The following is a 19,994-nucleotide window of genomic DNA, read 5'->3' on the forward strand; positions in this document are numbered from 1 at the left end:
AATCGGCGTTCCGGATCTCGGTCGGGGCCTTCATCCAGTCCAGCCGCTGCGCCTGCTCGGCCCAGAACCCCTCGGGGTCGCTGATCGAGGCCGCATACATCGCATCATAGCGCGCCGCGTCGACGTGGGCCTTGGCCGAGAGGTCCGCGGAGGGCGGGTAAACGGGGTGGCCGGGTACAGGTTTGGTTTGGTCGGTCATGACAGGAGCTCCCTCTCCGAAGTGATCCGATGGCGCGCCGTTCCGTTGCGTCACCGCGTACAAGCCGGAGAATACTCAAAGTGGAAAAGAATGAAATAACCTGTTCAAAAATAATGATTTAGCTGTAAATTATTTTCACCGACGGCCTGCAAATCGTAAACTAATTTGCCCAAGTGCCGCTAAACCCTTTGTTTACAACGGGGCAATGACACCTCGTCGCAGGGGCGTTTTCGGGGCTTGTCCGGCGGTGCGTGGGGTGGGGCCGCGCAGGGGGGAGGTGTGACAAAACGATGCGGTATACGGCTGTATACGAACTGTTAGCGCTCGCCCGTCGCGAATCTCCTGCCTGCGGCAAAAGCCTTGAAGTGCCGGGGCTTTCGGCTAACCTCCGCTGCGAGGCGGAACATACCGCTGTGAGACATAGGGGAGGATGATATGTCCAGCATTACTGCAAAACTGCTGTTGAGCGCCGTGGCCGCGACGTTTGTGACCGAGGCTGCCGCCACCGAATGGAACGTGTCGGTCTGGGGGTCGCGCCGCGCCTTTACAGAGCACATCCACAAGATCGCCGATCTGGTGTCGGAAAAGACCGGCGGCGAATTCACCATGAACATCTCTTATGGCGGTCTGTCCAAGAACACCGAGAACCTCGACGGCATTTCCATCGGCGCCTTCGAGATGGCGCAGTTCTGTGCGGGCTACCACGCGGACAAAAACCGCGCGATCACCGTGCTGGAACTGCCGTTTCTGGGCGTGAACACGCTGGCCGAGGAAGTGGCCGTCAGCCATGCGGTCTATGCCCATCCGGCGGTGGCCGATGAAATGGCGCAGTGGAACGCGCGCATGCTGATGACCTCACCGATGCCGCAGTACAATCTGGTGGGCACCGGCGATCCGCGCGACGAACTGGCCGAATTCGACGGCATGCGCGTGCGCGCCACCGGCGGTCTGGGCAAGGCGTTTACCGCGGTGGGCGGCGTGCCGACCTCTGTGACCTCGTCCGAGGCCTATCAGGCGATGCAGTCGGGGGTTGTCGACACCGTGGCCTTTGCGCAGCACGCGCATCTGTCCTTTGGCACCATCAATCAGGCGGACTGGTGGACGGCGAACCTGAACCCCGGCACCGTGAACTGCCCGGTTGTGGTCAATATCGACGCCTATGAGGCGCTGCCGGATGACCAGCGCGCGGCACTGGACGAGTCGGTGGACGAGGCGATTGCCTATTACCTCGAAAACTACGGCGAGTTGCTGAAGCGCTGGGATGAGGTGCTGGCCGAGAAGGGTGTTGAAAAGGTCATGATCTCCGACGAGGAACTGGCCAAGTTCCGCGACGTGGCCGGCAAGCCGATCCACGACGCATGGCTGGCGGACATGAGCGCGCAGGGCCTTCCGGCGCAAGAGCTTTATGACCTCGTCTTCTCGACGCTGGACAAGGCGCGCGCTGCCAACTGAGGCACCGCGACCCCGCCCCGGCCCTGTGCCGGGGCCTCTTGTCTGACAGGGCGCGAGGCCCCGGCGCAGGGCCGGGGCGGGGTTACTGCAATTACAAGACCGGAGAAAAACGATGGCCGGACATGCCTCTATCCTTGAGGATGGCAGCCCGCTTTCCCGGCTCGACCGGGGTTTGGCGCGGATCGAGTGGGGCATGGCCCTTGTTTCTGGCCTTGGGGCCTTTGCGCTGATGTGCCTGGCGGTGGTGTCCGTCACCGGGCGCAATCTGTTCAACGAACCGCTGCGCGGCTATGTCGACTGGATCGAGGCGGCGATGCCCTTCATCGCCATTTTCGGCATTTCCTATGTCCAGCGCGCGGGCGGGCACATCCGCATGGACATTGTCGTCGGCGCGCTCAAGGGGCGCGCGCTCTGGGCGGCAGAGTTCATCACGACGTTCCTTGTCCTGCTGCTGATGGTGCTGTTGGTCTGGGGCACATGGGCGCATTTCGACCGCAGCTTTGACTTTTCCAAGCCGAACTGGAGCCGCGACAGCTCTATCGACATCGGCTTGCCGATCTGGCCCGCGAAACTGGTGGTGCCGGTGGCGTTTTCGGTGATCTGCCTGCGGCTGGTGCTGCAATTGTGGGGCTATGGCCGCGCCATCATCTTTGGTCTGCGGGAACCGGTGGCGGTGCCGCTGGTCATGTCGGCGGCGGAACAGGCACTGGCCGAGGCCGATCAGGTACAGGGGCACGACACATGACATCCATTGAAATCGGTCTCTGGGTGACCGGCGGCCTGTTGGTCATGGTCGTCCTTGGAATGCGGGTGGCCTTTGCCGCTGCCTTTTCCGGTCTGGTCGGGCTGATCTGGATCTTCTGGTCGAAAAAGGGCTATGATCCGGCCGATTTCGGCTGGGCGCTGACGGTGGCGGTCAAGACGGCGGGGCAGGTGCCGCATGGCAAGGTGTCGTCGCAGGCGCTGTCGCTGATCCCGACCTTTATCCTGATCGGCTATCTGGCCTATTACGCCGGGCTGACGCGGGCGCTGTTCGAGGCGGCGAAACGCTGGATCGCATGGGTGCCCGGCGGGCTGGCGGTGTCGACGGTCTTTGCCACCGCAGGCTTTGCCGCCGTGTCCGGCGCATCGGTGGCGACGGCGGCGGTCTTTGCCCGCATCGCCATCCCCGAGATGCTGAAGGTCGGCTATGACAAGCGGTTCGCGGCGGGCGTTGTGGCGGCGGGCGGCACGCTGGCTTCCCTGATCCCGCCTTCGGCGATCCTTGTGATCTATGCGATCATCGTCGAACAGGACGTGGGCAAGCTGTTGCTGGCGGGGTTCATTCCCGGCGTCTTTTCGGCGCTGATCTACGCGATCCTGATCATCGGGCTGGCGCTGACGATCAAAGGGTTCGGCCCGCCGGTGGGCGGGTTCACATGGCGGCAAAGGTTTGAAAGCCTGCCGCCCGCGCTACCCATCGTGGCGGTGGTCGTGATCATCATCTTCTTTGTCTACAACCCGTTTGGCGGCGACAGCTGGGGCACCCCGACAGAGGGCGGGGCCATCGGGGCCTTCATCGTTTTCCTGATGGCGCTTTGGCGGGGCATGCGCCTGAACGAGCTCAAGGACGCGCTGGTCGAGACGGCAAAGCTGTCGATCATGATCTTCACCATCATCTGGGGGGTGCTGATCTACGTGCGCTTTCTGGGCTTTGCCGATCTGCCTTCGGCGTTTTCCGACTGGATCACCGCGCTGCCCTATTCGCCGATGCTGATCCTGATCTGTATCCTGCTGGCCTATGCGGTGCTGGGCATGTTCATGGATGCCATCGGGATGCTGCTGTTGACGCTGCCGGTGGTCTATCCGGCGGTCATGGCGCTGAACGGCGGCCTGTTTGTCAGCGCCGAAGAGGCGACATTCGGCATGTCGGGACCCATGTGCGCGGTCTGGTTCGGTATCTTGGTGGTCAAGATGGCCGAGTTCTGTCTGATCACGCCGCCCATCGGGCTGAACTGCTTTGTCGTGGCGGGTGTGCGGCCGGAACTGTCGGTGCAGGACGTGTTCCGGGGGGTGACGCCGTTCTTTGTGGCCGACGGGATCACCATCGCGCTGCTGGTGGCCTTTCCGGGGATCGTGCTGTGGCTGCCGTCGCTGGCGTCGTAGTCAGGCCCCGTTGATCCGGCCTAAACCGCCCTGCAAGACCCCGCGCGTCGGCGCGGGGTCTTGGTGGTCGTGACGGTTGATCTCAGGCGGCGCGGGTCAGTTCCATGCGGGTCGCGGCGGCAAGGCGGCGCACGCCTTCGGCCAGCACCTCGGGCGCATTGAGGGTGAAATTCACCCGGATCGCGCGGCGGTCGCGCCCCAGCGGGTCAAACACGCTGGACGGAGAGACACAGACGCCGTGGTCCAGCCCGGTTTTCATCAGCCGGTCGGTGTTCAGCGCGGGATCGCGGGCGACGGCCCAGACAAACATGCCGCCTGATGGCACCTCCCATGTGAACAGATCCGACAGGTCTGCGGCCATCGCGGCGCACAGCGCATCGCGTCGCGCGCGGTACAGGTCAAGGATGCCGGGCAGGATGCGGTCCGTCAGACCCTGCTCCAGCGCTTGCAGCGCAATCCGCTGGCACAACCCGCTGGTGAACATGTCCGACCCCTGTTTGGCGGTGGTCATCGCGGTGATCACCTCTGGTGCGGCAATGACCCAGCCGACGCGCAGCCCCGGTGCAAGGGTCTTGGAGAAGGTGCCAAGATAGATGACCGGCCCGTCATAGACCGGCGCGCCGGTGGCCGAGAGGTCCAGCATCCGGGGCAGGGGGCGCGCGTCGTAATACAGGTGGCCGTAGGGGTCATCCTCGACCAGCCAGCAGCCGGTCGCCTGCGCCGCCGCAACCAGCGCGCGGCGCTGATCCTCTGGCACCAGCCGCCCCGAGGGGTTGGAGAAATTCGGCACCGTGTATGCGAATTGCGCGTCGGTCAAAGCGGCGTGCGGATCAAACCCGTGCTGTTCCAGCACCATGGCGCGATACTGCGGCGCACGTGGTTTCCAAGCGTCGATGGCCCCAAGGTAGGCGGGCGACTGGGCGGCAATCGTATCGCCGCTGTTCAGCAGCACCTTTCCCAGCAGCTCCAGCCCCTGCATCCCGCCGGTGGTGATCAGCACGTTGTCCCGCGTCAGCCGCAGATCGCCCCGGCTATAGTCGGCGGCAATGCGGTCGCGCAGGTCGGGCAAGCCGTCGATGGGCGAATACCCCAGCGCGTCCTGCGTGTGATCGGCCACGGCGCGTCCGGCGAACTCTGTCAGTTCCGCCACCGGCCATGTCGTCGGATCCGGCAGCCCGCCCGCAAGGTTCACCAGATCCGGGATCTGGCCCGCCGACAGAAAGGTCTGGGTCACATCGTTGGTGTCATTCAGCCAGTGGGCAAAAGGCGCGCGTCGGGACAAGGGAATCCTCCGGAAAGCAGGGCTTGGCGATATGGCCGCTCTCCTAACATGGTTTGGCAAAGGGATGGCAAGCAAAGACCGTCGGTTCGGCGCTGACCCGCCACTGTTATTTCCGGGATTTCGGAAATACGGCTTGCTTGCCCGATGCTATTTCCGTATTTCCGGAAATATGAAAACTGAATCCCTCAACGCGCTGGCCGCCCTGTCGCACAGTGGCCGTCTGGATGTCTTTCGGCTGTTGATGCGGCGCTATCCCGATGCCGTTCCGGCCGGTGAGATCGCCGACGCGCTGCACATGGCCCCCTCTACCCTGTCTGCGGGGCTGTCACATCTTCGCAATGCGGGACTGGTAACGCAGACCCGCCATGGCACCTCGCTGCTGTACACCGCCGATGTTGGCGGCGCGGGCCGACTGATCTCTTACCTCGGCGCGGATTGCTGCCGGGGTCGCCCTGAAATCTGCCTGCCACACGTCTTTTCGGAGTCTCCCATGACGGATCGCAAATACAACGTCCTGTTCATCTGCACCGGCAATTCCGCCCGGTCGATCTTTGCCGAAACGCTGTTGCGCGATCTGGCGGGCGACCGGTTTCTGGCCTTTTCCGCAGGCACCCATCCCCACAGCACGATGAACCCGCTGGCCTTGCAGGTGCTGACCGACAAGGGCCATGACGTGTCGGGGCTGCGGTCCAAGACCATCGCCGAATTTCAGGGTGACGGAGCGCCGGGGCTGGATTTTGTCTTTACCGTCTGCGACCGGGCCGCGAATGAGGAATGCCCGCCGTGGCCCGGTCAACCGATGACCGGACACTGGGGCCAGCCGGACCCGGTCAAGGCAACCGGCACCGAGGCCGAAAGGCTGCTGGCCTTTCAGCAGGTCTACGGCGCGCTGCGCAATCGGATCCTGTCATTTGCGGCGCTGCCGGTGGACACGCTGGACCGCGCAAGCCTGCAAGCGCGGATCGACGACATCGCCAAGGCAGAGGATTTCACATGACCACCTATGCCATCAACGGGCTGGGCCGCATCGGGAAACTGATCGTCAAACCCATGCTGGAGGCGGGCGACAGCATCGCCTTTGTCAACGACGCGGTGGGGGATGCGGCGATGCACGCGCATCTGCTGGAGTTTGACACGGTGCATGGCCGTTGGGGTGCGGAGTTCAGCGCCGATGAGGACAGCATTTCCATCAACGGCACGCGCATCCCGGTCTATACGACGCGCAGCCTTGACGATCTGCCGCTGGACGGCGTCGATGTGGTTGTGGACTGCACCGGCCACTACAAGACCGCCGACCGCATCGCGCCCTACTTTCAGCGCGGCGTGAAAAAGGTGGTGGTTTCGGCCCCGGTCAAGGATGGCGGGGCGGCGAATATCGTCATGGGGGTGAACGACGGCATCTATGAGGCCCACGCACATGACATCGTCACGGCGGCCTCTTGCACTACCAACTGCCTTGCCCCGGTGGTCAAGGTGATCCACGACGCCCTGCGGATCAAGCACGGCTCGATCACCACGATCCATGACGTGACCAACACCCAGACCATCGTGGACCGGCCCGCCAAGGACCTGCGCCGCGCGCGGTCGGCGTTGAACTCCCTGATCCCCACCACCACCGGGTCGGCCACGGCGATCACGTTGATCTACCCCGAGCTGAAGGGGCGGTTGAACGGCCATGCGGTGCGGGTGCCGCTGCTGAACGCCTCGCTGACCGACTGCGTGTTCGAGGTGGAGCGGGAGACAACCGCCGAAGAGGTCAACGCGCTGTTCAAGGCCGCCGCAGAGGGGCCGTTGAAGGGCATCCTTGGCTATGAGGAACGCCCCTTGGTGTCGACCGATTACACCAACGATCCGCGGTCCGCGATTGTGGATGCGCCCTCGACCATGGTGGTGAACGGCACGCAGGTGAAGATCTACGCCTGGTATGACAACGAATGGGGCTATGCCCACCGTCTGTTGGACGTGGCCCATATGGTGGCGGCCTCTTTGCACCGATGACCCGTCCCGGCCCCCGGGCCGGGACCTCGTGCCGGGACCTCACCCGTCGAGGCCCCGGCGCGGAGGCCGGGGCGGGGTTTTTGCCAACACAGCGCCCGAAGGCACAAAATGACCGTCCATGCTTCTGACCGATCCGAAGGCCTTGCCGCCTATATGGCCGTAACCGCCGCCTATTGGGCCTTCATGCTCACCGATGGGGCGCTGCGGATGCTGGTGCTGCTGCATTTTCACAGCTTGGGCTTTTCGCCGGTCCAACTGGCCTACCTGTTCCTGCTGTATGAGTTCGCGGGCATCGTCACCAACCTGTCGGCGGGGTGGATCGCGGCGCGATTTGGCCTGACCTCGACGCTGTATGCGGGGCTTGCCTTGCAGGTCGGCGCGCTGCTGGCCTTGGCGCAGCTTGATCCGGGGTGGGGGCTGAGCGCTTCGGTGATCTTTGTCATGGCGGTGCAGGGCGTGTCGGGCGTGGCCAAGGACCTGTCCAAGATGTCGGCCAAATCGGCGGTCAAGCTGCTGGCCCCCAGCGGGCAGGGCGGGCTGTTCAAATGGGTCGCGCTGCTGACCGGGTCCAAGAACGCGATCAAGGGGTTGGGGTTCTTGGCTGGCGCGGCGATGCTGGCGGTCTTCGGCTTTGTCCCGGCGGTCTTGGGCATGGCGGCACTGCTGGGCGCGGTCCTGCTGGCGGTCAGCCTGCGGATGCCCTCGGGCCTGCCTGCGGGCAACAAGGGCGCGAAATTCACCGAGGTGTTTTCCACGGACCGCAACGTCAATTGGCTATCCGCCGCGCGGGTGTTCCTGTTCGGGGCGCGGGATGTGTGGTTCGTGGTCGGCATCCCGGTCTATTTCTACGCGGTGCTGTCGGACGGATCAGAGGCGGGCAACCGCTTGGCATTCTTCACCATCGGCAGCTTTATGGCGGTCTGGACGATCCTGTATGGCGCGGTGCAGGCCTATGCACCCAAGGCGCTGCGCGCCGCGACCCGTCCGGCCTCCGAGGTCGTAGGTGCCGCGCGCCACTGGGCTTTGTCGCTGACCGTGGTGCCCGCAGGGCTGGCGGCGCTGGTCTGGTGGGCGGGCGCGCCCGCGCCATGGCTGACCGCGACGATCATCGTCGGGCTGCTGGTCTTTGGCGCGCTCTTTGCCGTGAACAGCGCGCTGCACAGCTACCTGATCCTTGCCTTTTCCAAGGGCGCGCGGGTGACGATGGACGTGGGCTTTTACTACATGGCGAATGCCACCGGGCGCTTGTTGGGCACGCTGTTGTCTGGCCTCAGCTATCAGGTCGGCGGTCTGCCGCTCTGTCTGGCGACGGCCTCGATCATGGTGGCCATCAGCGCGGTGGCCGCCGCGCGCTTGCGGGCGGTGTAAGCGGCGCTATTCCGCGTCGAGGATCGCGTCCAGCCCGGCCTCCAGCCCGGCAAAAGCCTCTCCCAGTTGGGTTTCGATCCGCTGCTGATAGGCCGTCGCCAGCGGCATCAGGTCGGCCATCAGCGCGCGGCCCTTGTCGGTCAGCGCCAGCCGCACCAGCCGCCGGTCTCCCGCATCCACCGTCTTTTCGATAAAACCTGACGCTTCCAGCCGGGACGCCGCGCGGCTGACCTTGGATTTCTCCATGGCGACACGTTCCTCGATGTCGCGGACAGAGACTGTTGCCGCTCCGTCAATCGGCTGGCCCAGATGCACCAGAACCCGCCACTCCGGGATCGAGATGCCGAACTGTTCGCGGTATCGCCGCGCCAATGCCTCCGAGGTCTTGTCCGCGGCGACGGCAAGGCGATAGGGCGTAAAGCTCCCGAGGTCGAAAGGGGGCGGGTCGGAAGATGCGGTCATCTCGGCGGTCCATGTTGCGCGGTTCCGACAGACTAGCCTTGTCCTCGTTGCATATGCAATGAGGTTGGCTGTCTTTAGAGCGCGGCTGCGAGGGCCATCCAGCCAACCGTTTCAGTGGCCAGTTGCACCGCCCCCAGCACATCGCCTGTCTGACCGCCTAGCGTGCGCAGCGCCTGCCGCGCCACCACAGCTGTCACCAGCGCCATCGCGGCCAGAACGACAAATACGGCGGGGCCGCACAGCAACGCGGCCATCGCGGTCAGGACCAGACCGGGCAGCCAGTGGCCCCACGGCAATGCGCCACGCGCCTCTGCCGCCATCCGGCCCAACCCGTCGTCCCGCGCCGGGGGCAGGGTGTCGAGCAGGATCAGCATGGCAAACCGGCTGGCCACACTGACCAGCACAAACCCGGCCCAGGCCGAGGCGGGCAGGCCGCCGAGGGCCGAGGCCGACAGGCCCACGGCAAAGATCAACGCGACCACGCCATAGCTGCCGACGCGGCTGTCGCGCATGATCTCTAGCCGGTGCGCCCGGTCACGCCCGCCCATGCCGTCGGCGAAATCGGCGAACCCGTCGTGGTGCAACCCGCCGGTCAGCGCCGCCAGCACGGCCAGCGCCGCAAGGGCACAGGTCAGCGCGGGCACTCCCAGCGCCATCGTTCCGGCAAACACGGCCCAGGCCACCAGCCCCAACGGCAGGCCCACCAAGGGGAAGGCCCACCGGGCCTGTGTCAGGGTCGGTGCCGGATCGGCCAACCGTCCCATCGGCACACGTGTCAGCATCATCGCCGCCAGCCGCAACTCATCAAGGCGGCGGCGCGGGGTCATGCGCCCGAGATGCCCGCTTCGGCAAAGGTGGCCATGCCGTTGTGGCAGGCTAGCGCGCCTTTGAGGATCGGCAGGGCCAGCGCCGCGCCGGACCCTTCGCCAAGCGCCATCCCGAGGTCCAGCAGCGGGGCCTTGCCCATCGCCTCGGCCAGCCGCCTGTGGCCCGGCTCGCGGCTTTGGTGGGCGATCAGGCAATGCGCCAACAGGTCGGGGTTTGCGGCATGCAGCGGCGTGACGGCGGCGGTGCAGATGAACCCGTCGAGCAGAACGGGAATCCGCGCCATCCGCGCCGCCAGCACCGCGCCGCAGAGCGCCGCCTGTTCGCGCCCGCCAAGGGCCGCAAGGCGCATCATCGGCGAAAGCGCGCCATGCGCCGCGACGGCGGCGGTGATCACGCGGGCCTTGAGGCTCATGCCGTCGGCGTCCGACCCGGTGCCGGGTCCGACCCAGTCCTGCGCCGTACCGCCATAGGCGGCAAAGGCAAGTGCTGCGGCCACGGTCGAGTTGCCGATCCCCATCTCACCCAGCAACAGGATGTCCGCATCCGGGTTCACCGCTGCCGCGCCGCGCTGCATCGCGTCAAGGCAGTCGTCTTCGTCCATCGCCGGCGCGGTGGTAAAGTCCCGCGTGGGGCGGTCAAGGTCCAGCGCGATCACGTCCAGATCGGCCCCGGTGGATTTGCACAACTGGTTGATGGCCGCGCCTCCGGCGGCGAAATTCGCCACCATCTGCGCCGTCACCTCCTGCGGAAAGGGGTTCACGCCCTGCGCGCAGACCCCGTGATTGCCCGCAAAGACCAGCGCCTGCGCCCGCTCGATCCGGGGCCGGTCGGTGCCGCGCCAGCCCGCCATGAAGGCGGCAAGATCCTCCAGCCGACCCAGCGATCCCGGCGGCTTGGTCAGTTGCATCTGACGGTCCGTGGCGGCCTTGGCCGCAGCCTCGTCAAAGGCGGGCAGATCGAGAGAGGGGACCGCGTCCAGCGACGACAGGGAAAGTGTGCTCATGCAGGTTTGACCTTTAGCGGATGGCCCGCGACGCAGAACCAGAGTTCGTCGCAGGCGTCGGCGATTTGTTGATTGACCAGCCCTGCCGCATCGCGAAAGGCGCGGGCAAGGGCGTTTTCGGGGACGATCCCGGCGCCGACCTCATTGGTGACAAAGACGACCGGCGCGGACAGGTGCGCCAGTTCCGCCGCCAGAGCCTGTGTCGCCGCTTGCCAGTCCTCATCGGCCAGCATCAGGTTGGTCAGCCAGAGCGTCAGGCAATCGACCAGCCGCGGCGCGGTGCCGTCACTGTCGCGCAGCGCGCCGATCAGGTCGTGCGGGGCCTCGATCGTGCGCCAGCCGGCGTCGCGGCGGGATTGGTGCTGGGCAATGCGATTGGCCATTTCAGCGTCGTGGGCCTGCGCGGTCGCGATGTAGACCGCGGGCTGACCCAGCCGAAGCGTCATGCGTTCGGCCAGTGTGCTTTTGCCAGAGCGCGCGCCGCCGGTGATGAGGATCGACTTTCCCATGCGGTCGTGACAAAGCATGTTCCGATCTGGTTGAAAAGCCCCGAAATGACGCCGCCTGACGCCGCAGAACTGATGCTGATTCGACACGCGCCCGCCCAACATGGCGGGCGTTTGTGCGGGCGTACGGATGTCCCGGCGGATCTGGGCGATCCCGCGATCTGGCGACCGTTAAAGGCGCTTGTGGCCGGGGTTCCGCTGCGGGTGGCCAGCCCCGCCTTGCGGTGCCAGCAAACGGCGGCGGCGCTGTGGCCCGGCGCAGAGGTGCAGAGCGATGCGCGGCTCTGGGAGCAGGATTTCGGGGACCATGACGGGATGTCGTTTGGCGAATTGCCCGACCTTGGCCGCTTGTCGCCGCAGGAACTGGCCGACCACCGCCCGCCGGGCGGAGAGAGTTTTGCCGACATGGTGGCCCGGAAGCGCCCGGCGCTGATGGCTTTGGCAGGGTGCGCGCAAGAGGCGGGGCCACTGGCCATTGTGGCCCATGCCGGGACCGCCCGCGCGGCGCTGGCGCTGGCACTGGGGACGGTGCCTGCCGCGCTGTCCTTTGAGATCGCGCCGTGGTCCGTGACGCGGCTGCGGGTCTTTGATGGCGGGTTATCGGTGATCGCCGTGAACTGGCGTCCGCTGTAACCGCATGAGGTTTGTCGCGGGACATTTCGGAGAGTGGCTACAGGGGTGTCTTGGCCCCGGCGGGCCGGTGGTGCTGGTGACGCTGGTGTGCCCGGTGCGCGGGGTGCGGGTCACGCGGATCGGCGACGGTCCCCTGCACTTGGCGGGCGCGCCCGCGCTTATCAATCAGGCGCAGGCGGCGCGCCTGTTGTCCGAAATCGGCGCGGCGGCGACCGGGCAGTTTTCCATTGCCCCCGACCTGCCGCCCGGCGGCGGCGCGGGCATGTCCACGGCGGCGCTTGTGGGGTTGGCGCGGGTTGCGGGGGTGGACGACTGTGCGGACGTGGCGCGCGCCTGTATCGCCGTCGAGGGGGCCAGCGACCCGCTGATGTGGCCCGCGCCGGACCGGCTGCTCTGGGCCTCGCGGCGGGGCGCGGTCTTGCAGCAGATGGGGCCTGTCCCGGCCTGTGAGATTGTCGGCGGCTTCTGGGGGCCGCCGGAACGCACCGACCCGCAGGATGCCGCCTTTGCGGATATCGCCGATCTGGTCGCGGCGTGGCCGCAGGCCGATCTTACCGGGAAAGCCGCCTTGGCCAGCCAATCCGCACAGCGCTGTTCCGCCCTGCGCGGGCCCGCGGACGACCCGATGCCCGGCCTTGCCAGACGGCTGGGCGCGCTGGGGCATGCGCGTGCGCACACCGGCCCCGCCCGCGCGCTGATCTTTGCGCCCGGCACCGTGCCCAAAGGGGCCGAGGAGACGATGCAAGCCTCTGGCCTCACAGAAGTCCTGAGGTTTGCGACCGGAGGCACACCATGAGTTTTGCCGCCATCATGCTGGTCGGCCTGCTGGTCGATGCGCTGTTCGGCTGGCCCGCTGCGTTGTATCGCCGGGTCTCGCATCCGGTGGTGTGGCTTGGGGCGCTGATCTCGGCACTGGAGGCGCGGCTGAACCGTGGCTCCGTTATCGCCCGCCTGTTGCTGGGGGCGGCCACGGTGGGCATCGTCGTTTGTCTTGCCGTGCTTCCAGCGCTATTGGTCACTGTGGCCTTGGGCGACGGCTGGATCGCGACGCTGATCCTTGGCCTGCTGGCTTGGCCGCTGATTGCGGTGCGGTCGATGTATGACCATGTGGTCGCGGTGCGCGACCCTCTGCTGGCGGGTGATTTGCCTGCCGCGCGCCATGCGCTGTCGATGATCGTGGGCCGCGACCCCAGCCAACTGGATACCGCCGGGGTCAGCCGCGCGGCACTGGAAAGTCTGGCCGAGAACACGTCCGACGGCATCGTCGCGCCGCTGTTCTGGGGGGGGATCGCCGGTCTGCCGGGGATCGTGGCCTACAAGGCGATCAACACGATGGATTCGATGATCGGGCACCGCAATGATCGCTATGAGCATTTCGGCAAATGCGCGGCGCGGCTGGATGACCTTGTGAACCTGATCCCGGCGCGGCTGACGGCGCTGGTCTTTGCACTGGTGTCGGGGCGGGCGGGGGCTGCGCTGCAAGTCGTGGCGCGGGACGCCCGGCATCACCGCTCGCCCAATGCGGGCTGGCCCGAGGCGGCGCTGGCGGGCGGGTTGGGTCTGCGCCTGTCCGGTCCGCGCGTCTATGGCGACAGGGTGGCGGAGGAGCCTTATGTGAACGACGGCGCGCCAGACCCGGAGGCCAAAAGCATCGGCAGCGGCCTTGCGCTTTATGTCCGGGCGATGTTTCTCTGCGGCGCGGTCCTTGCGGGACTGGCGGCACTCTGACGGGGGGTATCCATGCGCGATCACGGCGGCGATCTGGACCGGGCGATGGCCCGCTACGGCGACGGCGACTGGCTGGACCTGTCGACCGGTATCAATGCCCGCCCATATCCCTTTCCCGACCTGCCCGCGCGGGCTTGGACGGCGTTGCCGACGGCGACAGAGGGGGCCGCTTTGGTCGCTGCGGCGCGCGCGGCCTATGGCGCGGGACAGGGGGTTGACTGCATGCCGCTGGCGGGCGCGCAGGCGGGGATCCAACTGGTGCCGCGCCTTGGGGTGCCGCAGGAGGCCCGCGTTGTCGGGCCGACCTACAATGAACACGCCGGTGCGCTGGAGGCGCAGGGGTGGCGGGTCACGCAGGTGGACGCCATCGCCGACCTGAAAGGCGCGCCTTTGGGCGTGGTTGTGAACCCGAACAACCCGGACGGGCGGTTCTGGACGCCCGAAGATCTGATCGACCTTGCCCGCCACATCGGCCTGCTGGTGGTGGACGAAAGCTTTGCCGACCCGGTGCCGGAGTATTCCTTGGTGCGGTATCTGGACCGCTTGCCCGATGGCATCCGGATTGTCGTACTGCGGTCCTTTGGCAAGTTCTACGGGCTGGCGGGGGTGCGGCTGGGCTTTGCGCTGGGGGCACCCGCATTGATCGACCCGATGCGGCGGATGGCTGGCCCATGGGCGGTCAGCGGTCCGGCGATTGCGGCCGGGGTCAAGGCGCTGGCGGATCGGGCGTGGCAAGAGGCGATGATCGGCCAACTGGCGCGCGACGCGGTGCGGATGGATGCGCTGGCCGAGGCGGCGGGATGGTCCTTGGTGGGCGGAACGGTGCTGTTTCGGACCTATGAGACCGGGGATGCGGCGGCAGCGCAGGATCGCCTTGCCGCTTCGCGGATCTGGACGCGGCGGTTTCCCTATTCCGACGGCTGGCTGCGGCTGGGCCTGCCGGGGCCAGAGGCGGATTGGGCGCGGCTGGAGGCGGCTCTGGTCCCGTCGCTCAGCCGGGTCTAGCGCGCGGCAGCCAGAATGCCAGCTACATCCAGATGTGTCTCAAGATGGTCGGCCAGCGCGTCCAGCGCCGCCTCGACCCCCGCATCGTAGGATTGCGTCGCCGTCACGCCAAAGCCCGCCAGCCACGCGGCGCGAAAGGCATCGTCGCGGAACATGCCGTGCAGGTAGCTGCCCATGACGCGGTGATCGGCGCTGATCGCCCCCTCGGGCTGGCCCGCGACAAAGGCAAAGGGGCGGGCGCGGTCGGGGCCGTCGCTGCGCCCGATGTGGATTTCATAGCCGTGAAAGCCGGTGCCGCTGGTGGCATGGGTGGCCTGCACCTCGGTCAGGGATTTATCTGCCGTCATGACCGTGTCGATGCGCAGCAGGCCCAGACCGGGGTCTTTGCCCGGCGGCCCCTCAATGCCTTGCGGGTCGTCGATGCTGTCGCCCAGCATCTGATAACCGCCGCAGATGCCAAGGATACGCCCGCCGCGCCGGTGGTGCGCCATCAGGTCGATGTCCCATCCCTGCGCGCGCAGAAAGGCAAGATCGCCGCGTGTCGATTTGCTGCCCGGCAGGATCACCAGATCGGCGTCGCCGGGGATCGGCAGGCCGCGCTGCAACATGATCAGCCGCACGCCCGGTTCCTGCGCCAACGGGTCAAGGTCGTCGAAATTCGCCATCCGCGACAGGCAGAGGCAGACAATGTGCAGCCCCTCTGAGCGGTCGGGGGCGCGCACATCCAGCGCGTCCTCGGCGGGCAGTTTCCACGCCTCGGGGAACCACGGAGCGGTGCCAAAGCCGCGCCAGCCTGTGCGCGTCGCGATCAGCGCATAGCCGTCGTCGAATAGCTGAGGATCGCCTCGGAACTTGTTGATAATAAATCCGGAAACCCGATTGGCATCCTCCGGGGCCATGACCGCCTGCGTGCCAACGATCTGGGCGATGACGCCGCCCCGGTCGATGTCGCCCGTCAGGATTACCGGTACATCCGCCGCCTCTGCAAAACCCATGTTCGCAATGTCCCCTTGCCGCAGGTTAACCTCGGCCGGGCTACCGGCCCCTTCGACGATGATCAGGTCATGCGCAGCCTTCAGCCGCTCAAAACTTTCCAGAACGGACCCAAGGAGTTGCGGCTTTAACTTCGCGTAATCCCGCGCCTTGGCGGTGGTCAGGCGCTTGCCCTGCACGACGACCTGCGCGCCGACATCCGTTTCGGGTTTCAGCAGCACGGGGTTCATGTCGGTGTGCGGGGCCAGCCCGCAGGCCAGCGCCTGCAAGGCCTGTGCGCGACCTATCTCTCCGCCGTTGCTGGTCACGGCGGCGTTGTTGGACATGTTCTGCGGTTTGAAGGGGGCCACCGACAGTCCGCGCCTCCGCGCCGCGCGGCACAATCCTGCCACCAGCATGGATTTGCCCACGTTGGACCCGGTGCCCTGGATCATGATGGCGCGGCTCATGGGGCGATCCCCAGTTTCGCGGGCAATCCGTCGCGGGTGTGGGCGTGAAAGTGATAGGTCTGCCAGCCGCGCGCCGCCGCGGCCGCGACATTGGCGCGGTTGTCGTCGATCAGCAGGAGCGCGGAGGGCGCAAGGCCGGACCACCGTTCGATTGCGCCGTAGAACCCCGGATCGGGCTTGGCCATGCCCATCGGGCCGGAGGCAAAGATCGTCTCAACTCTGGCGGAGAAGCCCATGGACTGCATGATGTATTCGGCGCGGGGGGCGGGGTTGTTGGTGCCGATCACCGCGCGCTGCGGACTGCGGTCCAGCCAATCGATGACCTGTGCATCGGGGCGATCCTCGGACCGCAGCCAATGCGCCAGCAGCCTGTCCGCAGTGACGCCTGTGTCCTGTGTCGTCAGCCATTGGTCCAGTTCCGCGAGCAGCGAGAGCCTGCCGCGCAGGACCTGCGCCGCCTGACCGGGGCGGTTGAGGAAGGCGCGAAAGGCGCGCGGCGACAGGCCAAGATCCGCGTCCAGCCGGGGCACCCAGCCAAAAGGCGTGCCCTCGGGTTCGGCGTTCAGCACACCGTCAAAATCCCAGACGACCAGATCCGCCGTCATGGTGCGGGCAGGATCAGCGCTGTCGCCACATAGCCTGCGGGCATGGGCACGGTCGGCGGTGTGTCCAGCCCCTGCGCGATGTGATCCGGCAGCAGGTGGGTGTGCGGCCCGGCGGGGGACGTGCCGTCGGGCAGCGGGATCGCCGCGTCGATTTCCAGCCGCAGGCAGGGCGTTTCGATCACCCGCACCGGGCTGGCGTCACGCAGCGGCAGGCCGGTGCGCGACAGGTGATCGGGCCACGCTGTGCCTGTGGCGCGGGACAGTGTTGCGGCCAGCAATGGGTCGCAGCGCACGGTAAACCGCGCCGCGCGCCGTCCAAGCCCGAGGTCGAACCGCGCACCGTCTGCATTGTGCGGCAGAAGGGCCGCCTCGTCGGGGCCAAGCGCGGTCAGTATCGCGGGCCTGTCGCGTAAGGCGCGGCCCACCGGCACGGCCAGCGCGATCAGCGCGGGCGCGTCCGGGCGGTCGATTTCAAACGCGGTCAGGTAGCGGGCGGCCTCCAGCCGCAGCGCCGCGTCGGGCAGCGTCATGGTCAGCGCGCCGTCACCGATCTGCACCGCGCAAGGCGCATCGGGCAGGCGCACCAGTTCGCCACTTGCGCCCCAGACGCCCGCGATCAGACGTGCGCCCTCATCGCTGAGACGGCGGGCCGTTTCGGCTAGCAGGGTATCGCCCTGCCACGGCAGCCGGCGGGTCTTCAGCCCCAACCGGGCCGCGCGGGCGGGCAGTTCTGCCCAGACCGCCGAGCGAACCTCCTCGGACGCGCTGCCCCAACCGGCGATCTCATCCAGACTGCGGGCGCAGCCGGTGCACAGTTGCGATGCCTCGTCGATCACGCAGCGCGCGACGCAGGGGCTGGCGGGGGGCATACGGTCGATGCGGCTCATGGCCTCAGAACTCCACGCCTTTCTGCGCTTTCACCCCGTCGCGGAACGGGTGTTTCAGCAGGTCCATTTCGGTCACGAGGTCGGCGGCCTCGATCAACTCGGGCTTCGCGTTGCGGCCCGTCAGGCAGACGTGGGTCATGTGCGGTTTCTGCGTCAGCAGGAAATCCACCACCTCGTCAATGTCGATGTAGTCATAGCGCAGGGCGATGTTGATCTCATCCAGCAGGACAAATTGGATCTCGGGGTCAAGGATCTGTTCCTTGGCGATCTTCCAGCCGTTCTGGGCGGCGGCAATGTCGCGTTCGCGATCCTGCGTTTCCCAGGTAAAACCCTCACCGGAGACGAAAAAGCGGCATTCCTCGGCAAAGCGGTCGCGCAGGAACGTCTTTTCGCCGGTGTCCCAGTTGCCCTTGATGAACTGCACCACGGCGCAGGGCATCTGGTGCGCGATGCAGCGCATGATCATGCCGAACCCGGCAGAGGATTTGCCCTTGCCCTTGCCGGTGTGGACCATGATCAGACCTTTTTCCTCGGTCTTGGTCTTCATCATCTCGTCGCGGGCAGCCTTGATGCGGCGCATCTTTTCGGTGTGGCGGGTGGCGGTGTCGTCCATGGCGCGTCTCCGGAAACTCGGGGTTGGGCAGGCATGGCATTGCGTGTGGCCCCCGTCAATGCGGCGATGATCGGGGGTGCGGACCCCGCGGGCGATTGACAAGCGGATCAGAAGGGCGCACCACGCCTGCCACGATGGTTCCCCGGCCTGTCCGGGGAGGAAAACAGGGAACGCGGTTCAAACCCGTGGCTGCCCCCGCAACTGTAAGCGGATAGCGTTCTTGCAACGTGCCACTGGCCGACATGGCCGGGAAGGCGCAAGAGCGCATCGACCCGTGAGCCAGGAGACCTGCCATCGAAGAGGTGCAACTAAAGACCGGGCGGGGTGCCCCGGAGGAGGTCGTGATGAAGTCGAACCAGAAATCCCGCGGGCCGCGAAAGGCCCTGCCATGACCGCGCCGGTGGAATTGCTGGTCTGCGTCAAGTGTCGACGCGGTGAGGAGATCCCCGAAGAGGGCCTGCGACCGGGCCAGCGGCTGCACGATGCCCTGGCCGCACGCGATTTGCCCGAAGGCGTGACCCTGACCCCGGTTGAATGCCTGCAAAACTGCGATTCGGGGTGCTCTGTCGCCATGCGCGGCGGGCCCGCACGCTGGACCTATGTTTACGGAAACCTGCATGAAGCGTCGCATCCGGACCTGCTGGTCGAAGGCGTCACGCTGTATCACGGCGCAAGCGACGGGGTGATCCCATGGCGCGCACGGCCCGAACACTTCAAACGCAACTGCATCGCGCGGATTCCGCCCGAAACGTCACCCGAGACTCCGCAAGAGGACAAGACATGACCGATCTCGCCAAGCTTCCCGTCACCGTGATCACCGGCTTTCTGGGCTCGGGCAAGACCACGCTGATTTCGCATCTGATCCAGAACCCCGGCGGCAAGCGGCTGGCCGTGGTGGTCAATGAATTCGGCGATGTCGGCGTCGATGGTGAGATCCTCAAGGGGTGCGCGATCCCCGATTGCCCGGCGGAAAACATCATGGAACTGGCCAATGGATGCATCTGCTGCACCGTGGCCGACGATTTCATCCCGACGATCGAGGCGCTGATGGCGCTGGACCCGCGCCCGGAACATATCCTGATCGAAACCTCGGGCTTGGCGCTGCCGAAACCGCTGCTCAAGGCCTTTGACTGGCCGGATATCCGGTCGAAAATCACCGTCGACGGTGTGATCGCGCTGGCGGATGCCGAGGCAGTGGCGGCGGGCCGCTTTGCACCGGACGTGGCACGGGTCGATGCGCAACGGTTGGCCGACGACTCGCTGGATCACGAAACGCCGCTGTCCGAGGTGTTCGAGGATCAGATCTCCTGCGCCGACATCATCCTTTTGACCAAACCCGATCTGGCCGGTCCCGAAGGCGTGGCCAAGGCCAAGGCGATCATCGCCGCCGAGGCACCGCGCCCGCTGCCGGTGATCGAGGTGGCTGAGGGCGCGATTGACCCGCGCGTGATCCTTGGGCTGGAAGCGGCGGCAGAGGACGACATGGATGCACGTCCCTCGCACCACGACGACCACGACGACCATGAGCACGATGATTTCGAATCCATCGTGGTGGAGCTGCCCGAGGTGGACGATCCCGCCACGCTGGTCGCGGCGATTGAACGGCTGGCAAAAGAACTGAACATCCTGCGGGTCAAGGGCTACGCGGCGGTCAAAGGCAAGCCGATGCGCCTGCTGGTGCAGGCGGTTGGCGCGCGGGTGCGGCACCAGTACGACCGCCCGTGGAAACTGGAGGAGGCGCGGGCAAGCCGCGTCGTGGTCATTGCCGAACATGACGATGTGAAACCCGACGCCATCCGCGCCATCCTTGGCGCGGCCCCGGTGGCCGCAGAATAAGG

General features: G+C 66.4%; 22 protein-coding genes and 1 riboswitch. Of the genes, 12 read left to right on the top strand and 10 right to left on the bottom strand.

The window, feature by feature from the left end; all coding sequences use genetic code 11:
- Nucleotides 1-199 (bottom strand): acetyl-coenzyme A synthetase N-terminal domain-containing protein (locus ACN0S5_RS16370; protein WP_417209811.1); only part of this gene is annotated, 199 nt, incomplete at its 3' end.
- 435 nt (nucleotides 200-634) lie between these two features.
- Between ACN0S5_RS16370 and dctP the strand changes: the two genes are divergently transcribed.
- The 3 genes from dctP to ACN0S5_RS16385 all read left to right on the top strand — a co-directional run bounded on the left by dctP (nucleotide 635) and on the right by ACN0S5_RS16385 (nucleotide 3,796).
- Complete coding sequence (gene dctP / locus ACN0S5_RS16375) at nucleotides 635-1,651, top strand: TRAP transporter substrate-binding protein DctP (protein ID WP_417209812.1); 1,017 nt, start codon at nucleotides 635-637, stop codon at nucleotides 1,649-1,651.
- 112 nt (nucleotides 1,652-1,763) lie between these two features.
- A complete protein-coding gene (locus ACN0S5_RS16380; protein WP_417209813.1) occupies nucleotides 1,764-2,396 on the top strand; it encodes a TRAP transporter small permease subunit in 633 nt (210 codons plus the stop codon).
- The gene (locus tag ACN0S5_RS16385; RefSeq protein ID WP_417209814.1) at nucleotides 2,393-3,796 is read left to right on the top strand and encodes a TRAP transporter large permease; all 1,404 of its coding nucleotides are present in this window, start codon (nucleotides 2,393-2,395) and stop codon (nucleotides 3,794-3,796) included. Before ACN0S5_RS16380 ends, ACN0S5_RS16385 begins: the two co-directional genes overlap by 4 nt.
- 82 nt (nucleotides 3,797-3,878) lie before the next feature.
- Here the strand turns inward: ACN0S5_RS16385 and ACN0S5_RS16390 are convergent, their stop codons facing one another.
- Nucleotides 3,879-5,078 carry a PLP-dependent aminotransferase family protein gene (locus ACN0S5_RS16390; protein WP_417209815.1) on the bottom strand — a complete coding sequence of 400 codons (1,200 nt, stop codon included), beginning with the start codon at nucleotides 5,076-5,078 and terminating at the stop codon, nucleotides 3,879-3,881.
- A gap of 169 nt (nucleotides 5,079-5,247) precedes the next feature.
- Between ACN0S5_RS16390 and ACN0S5_RS16395 the strand changes: the two genes are divergently transcribed.
- The 3 genes from ACN0S5_RS16395 to arsJ all read left to right on the top strand — a co-directional run bounded on the left by ACN0S5_RS16395 (nucleotide 5,248) and on the right by arsJ (nucleotide 8,444).
- Nucleotides 5,248-6,075 carry a helix-turn-helix domain-containing protein gene (locus ACN0S5_RS16395; RefSeq protein WP_417209816.1) on the top strand — a complete coding sequence of 276 codons (828 nt, stop codon included), beginning with the start codon at nucleotides 5,248-5,250 and terminating at the stop codon, nucleotides 6,073-6,075.
- A complete protein-coding gene (locus tag ACN0S5_RS16400) occupies nucleotides 6,072-7,076 on the top strand; it encodes an ArsJ-associated glyceraldehyde-3-phosphate dehydrogenase (RefSeq protein ID WP_417209817.1) in 1,005 nt (334 codons plus the stop codon). Before ACN0S5_RS16395 ends, ACN0S5_RS16400 begins: the two co-directional genes overlap by 4 nt.
- 108 nt (nucleotides 7,077-7,184) lie before the next feature.
- The gene (gene arsJ, locus ACN0S5_RS16405; RefSeq protein WP_417209818.1) at nucleotides 7,185-8,444 is read left to right on the top strand and encodes an organoarsenical effux MFS transporter ArsJ; all 1,260 of its coding nucleotides are present in this window, start codon (nucleotides 7,185-7,187) and stop codon (nucleotides 8,442-8,444) included.
- A 6-nt stretch (nucleotides 8,445-8,450) separates the two neighbouring features.
- Here the strand turns inward: arsJ and ACN0S5_RS16410 are convergent, their stop codons facing one another.
- The 4 genes from ACN0S5_RS16410 to cobU form a co-directional block, all read right to left on the bottom strand.
- Entirely contained in the window at nucleotides 8,451-8,906 is a 456-nt protein-coding gene (locus ACN0S5_RS16410) for a MarR family winged helix-turn-helix transcriptional regulator (protein ID WP_417209819.1), read from the bottom strand.
- 74 nt (nucleotides 8,907-8,980) lie between these two features.
- On the bottom strand, nucleotides 8,981-9,733 hold the full coding sequence (locus ACN0S5_RS16415) for an adenosylcobinamide-GDP ribazoletransferase (protein ID WP_417209820.1): 753 nt from the start codon (nucleotides 9,731-9,733) through the stop codon (nucleotides 8,981-8,983).
- Nucleotides 9,730-10,737: a nicotinate-nucleotide--dimethylbenzimidazole phosphoribosyltransferase gene (gene cobT, locus ACN0S5_RS16420; protein ID WP_417209821.1), complete on the bottom strand. Its 1,008-nt coding sequence runs from the start codon at nucleotides 10,735-10,737 to the stop codon at nucleotides 9,730-9,732. Before cobT ends, ACN0S5_RS16415 begins: the two co-directional genes overlap by 4 nt.
- Nucleotides 10,734-11,246 carry a bifunctional adenosylcobinamide kinase/adenosylcobinamide-phosphate guanylyltransferase gene (gene cobU, locus ACN0S5_RS16425; RefSeq protein WP_417209903.1) on the bottom strand — a complete coding sequence of 171 codons (513 nt, stop codon included), beginning with the start codon at nucleotides 11,244-11,246 and terminating at the stop codon, nucleotides 10,734-10,736. The genes cobT and cobU overlap by 4 nt, the downstream gene beginning before the upstream one ends.
- A 45-nt stretch (nucleotides 11,247-11,291) precedes the next feature.
- Between cobU and ACN0S5_RS16430 the strand changes: the two genes are divergently transcribed.
- From ACN0S5_RS16430 to cobD, 4 genes are read left to right on the top strand one after another with little or no spacing between them, the layout of a single operon-like run.
- The gene (locus ACN0S5_RS16430) at nucleotides 11,292-11,876 is read left to right on the top strand and encodes a histidine phosphatase family protein (protein WP_417209822.1); all 585 of its coding nucleotides are present in this window, start codon (nucleotides 11,292-11,294) and stop codon (nucleotides 11,874-11,876) included.
- Nucleotides 11,877-11,880: 4 nt separating this feature from the next.
- Entirely contained in the window at nucleotides 11,881-12,672 is a 792-nt protein-coding gene (locus tag ACN0S5_RS16435; protein ID WP_417209823.1) for a propanediol utilization protein, read from the top strand.
- A complete protein-coding gene (gene cbiB, locus ACN0S5_RS16440) occupies nucleotides 12,669-13,604 on the top strand; it encodes an adenosylcobinamide-phosphate synthase CbiB (protein WP_417209824.1) in 936 nt (311 codons plus the stop codon). Before ACN0S5_RS16435 ends, cbiB begins: the two co-directional genes overlap by 4 nt.
- Nucleotides 13,605-13,616: 12 nt before the next feature.
- A complete protein-coding gene (cobD, locus tag ACN0S5_RS16445) occupies nucleotides 13,617-14,609 on the top strand; it encodes a threonine-phosphate decarboxylase CobD (RefSeq protein ID WP_417209825.1) in 993 nt (330 codons plus the stop codon).
- Here cobD and ACN0S5_RS16450 read toward each other — a convergent pair.
- From ACN0S5_RS16450 to cobO, 4 genes are read right to left on the bottom strand one after another with little or no spacing between them, the layout of a single operon-like run.
- Nucleotides 14,606-16,051: a cobyric acid synthase gene (locus ACN0S5_RS16450; RefSeq protein ID WP_417209826.1), complete on the bottom strand. Its 1,446-nt coding sequence runs from the start codon at nucleotides 16,049-16,051 to the stop codon at nucleotides 14,606-14,608. The genes cobD and ACN0S5_RS16450 overlap by 4 nt on opposite strands.
- Complete coding sequence (locus ACN0S5_RS16455; RefSeq protein WP_417209827.1) at nucleotides 16,048-16,656, bottom strand: HAD family hydrolase; 609 nt, start codon at nucleotides 16,654-16,656, stop codon at nucleotides 16,048-16,050. Before ACN0S5_RS16455 ends, ACN0S5_RS16450 begins: the two co-directional genes overlap by 4 nt.
- Nucleotides 16,653-17,543: a DUF1289 domain-containing protein gene (locus ACN0S5_RS16460; protein ID WP_417209828.1), complete on the bottom strand. Its 891-nt coding sequence runs from the start codon at nucleotides 17,541-17,543 to the stop codon at nucleotides 16,653-16,655. Before ACN0S5_RS16460 ends, ACN0S5_RS16455 begins: the two co-directional genes overlap by 4 nt.
- A 4-nt stretch (nucleotides 17,544-17,547) precedes the next feature.
- Entirely contained in the window at nucleotides 17,548-18,156 is a 609-nt protein-coding gene (gene cobO, locus ACN0S5_RS16465; RefSeq protein ID WP_417209829.1) for a cob(I)yrinic acid a,c-diamide adenosyltransferase, read from the bottom strand.
- A gap of 118 nt (nucleotides 18,157-18,274) precedes the next feature.
- Nucleotides 18,275-18,467: riboswitch (cobalamin riboswitch) on the top strand.
- Nucleotides 18,468-18,544: 77 nt separating this feature from the next.
- Between cobO and ACN0S5_RS16470 the strand changes: the two genes are divergently transcribed.
- A complete protein-coding gene (locus tag ACN0S5_RS16470; protein WP_417209830.1) occupies nucleotides 18,545-18,940 on the top strand; it encodes a DUF1636 family protein in 396 nt (131 codons plus the stop codon).
- The gene (gene cobW / locus ACN0S5_RS16475) at nucleotides 18,937-19,992 is read left to right on the top strand and encodes a cobalamin biosynthesis protein CobW (RefSeq protein WP_417209831.1); all 1,056 of its coding nucleotides are present in this window, start codon (nucleotides 18,937-18,939) and stop codon (nucleotides 19,990-19,992) included. The genes ACN0S5_RS16470 and cobW overlap by 4 nt, the downstream gene beginning before the upstream one ends.
- Nucleotides 19,993-19,994: the final 2 nt, after the last annotated feature.

It is taken from the genome of Antarctobacter sp., assembly GCF_048262615.1.
GTDB lineage: Bacteria > Pseudomonadota > Alphaproteobacteria > Rhodobacterales > Rhodobacteraceae > Antarctobacter.

Bases quoted from the DNA above. Each gene is read 5' to 3' on its own strand.
- dctP (WP_417209812.1), top strand. From the start codon at position 635: ATGTCCAGCATTACTGCAAAACTGCTGTTGAGCGCCGTGGCCGCGACG.
- ACN0S5_RS16380 (WP_417209813.1), top strand. From the start codon at position 1,764: ATGGCCGGACATGCCTCTATCCTTGAGGATGGCAGCCCGCTTTCCCGG.
- ACN0S5_RS16385 (WP_417209814.1), top strand. From the start codon at position 2,393: ATGACATCCATTGAAATCGGTCTCTGGGTGACCGGCGGCCTGTTGGTC.
- ACN0S5_RS16395 (WP_417209816.1), top strand. From the start codon at position 5,248: ATGAAAACTGAATCCCTCAACGCGCTGGCCGCCCTGTCGCACAGTGGC.
- ACN0S5_RS16400 (WP_417209817.1), top strand. From the start codon at position 6,072: ATGACCACCTATGCCATCAACGGGCTGGGCCGCATCGGGAAACTGATC.
- arsJ (WP_417209818.1), top strand. From the start codon at position 7,185: ATGACCGTCCATGCTTCTGACCGATCCGAAGGCCTTGCCGCCTATATG.
- ACN0S5_RS16410 (WP_417209819.1), bottom strand. From the start codon at position 8,906: ATGACCGCATCTTCCGACCCGCCCCCTTTCGACCTCGGGAGCTTTACG.
- ACN0S5_RS16415 (WP_417209820.1), bottom strand. From the start codon at position 9,733: ATGACCCCGCGCCGCCGCCTTGATGAGTTGCGGCTGGCGGCGATGATG.
- cobT (WP_417209821.1), bottom strand. From the start codon at position 10,737: ATGAGCACACTTTCCCTGTCGTCGCTGGACGCGGTCCCCTCTCTCGAT.
- cobU (WP_417209903.1), bottom strand. From the start codon at position 11,246: ATGGGAAAGTCGATCCTCATCACCGGCGGCGCGCGCTCTGGCAAAAGC.
- ACN0S5_RS16430 (WP_417209822.1), top strand. From the start codon at position 11,292: ATGACGCCGCCTGACGCCGCAGAACTGATGCTGATTCGACACGCGCCC.
- ACN0S5_RS16435 (WP_417209823.1), top strand. From the start codon at position 11,881: ATGAGGTTTGTCGCGGGACATTTCGGAGAGTGGCTACAGGGGTGTCTT.
- cbiB (WP_417209824.1), top strand. From the start codon at position 12,669: ATGAGTTTTGCCGCCATCATGCTGGTCGGCCTGCTGGTCGATGCGCTG.
- cobD (WP_417209825.1), top strand. From the start codon at position 13,617: ATGCGCGATCACGGCGGCGATCTGGACCGGGCGATGGCCCGCTACGGC.
- ACN0S5_RS16450 (WP_417209826.1), bottom strand. From the start codon at position 16,051: ATGAGCCGCGCCATCATGATCCAGGGCACCGGGTCCAACGTGGGCAAA.
- ACN0S5_RS16455 (WP_417209827.1), bottom strand. From the start codon at position 16,656: ATGACGGCGGATCTGGTCGTCTGGGATTTTGACGGTGTGCTGAACGCC.
- ACN0S5_RS16460 (WP_417209828.1), bottom strand. From the start codon at position 17,543: ATGAGCCGCATCGACCGTATGCCCCCCGCCAGCCCCTGCGTCGCGCGC.
- cobO (WP_417209829.1), bottom strand. From the start codon at position 18,156: ATGGACGACACCGCCACCCGCCACACCGAAAAGATGCGCCGCATCAAG.
- ACN0S5_RS16470 (WP_417209830.1), top strand. From the start codon at position 18,545: ATGACCGCGCCGGTGGAATTGCTGGTCTGCGTCAAGTGTCGACGCGGT.
- cobW (WP_417209831.1), top strand. From the start codon at position 18,937: ATGACCGATCTCGCCAAGCTTCCCGTCACCGTGATCACCGGCTTTCTG.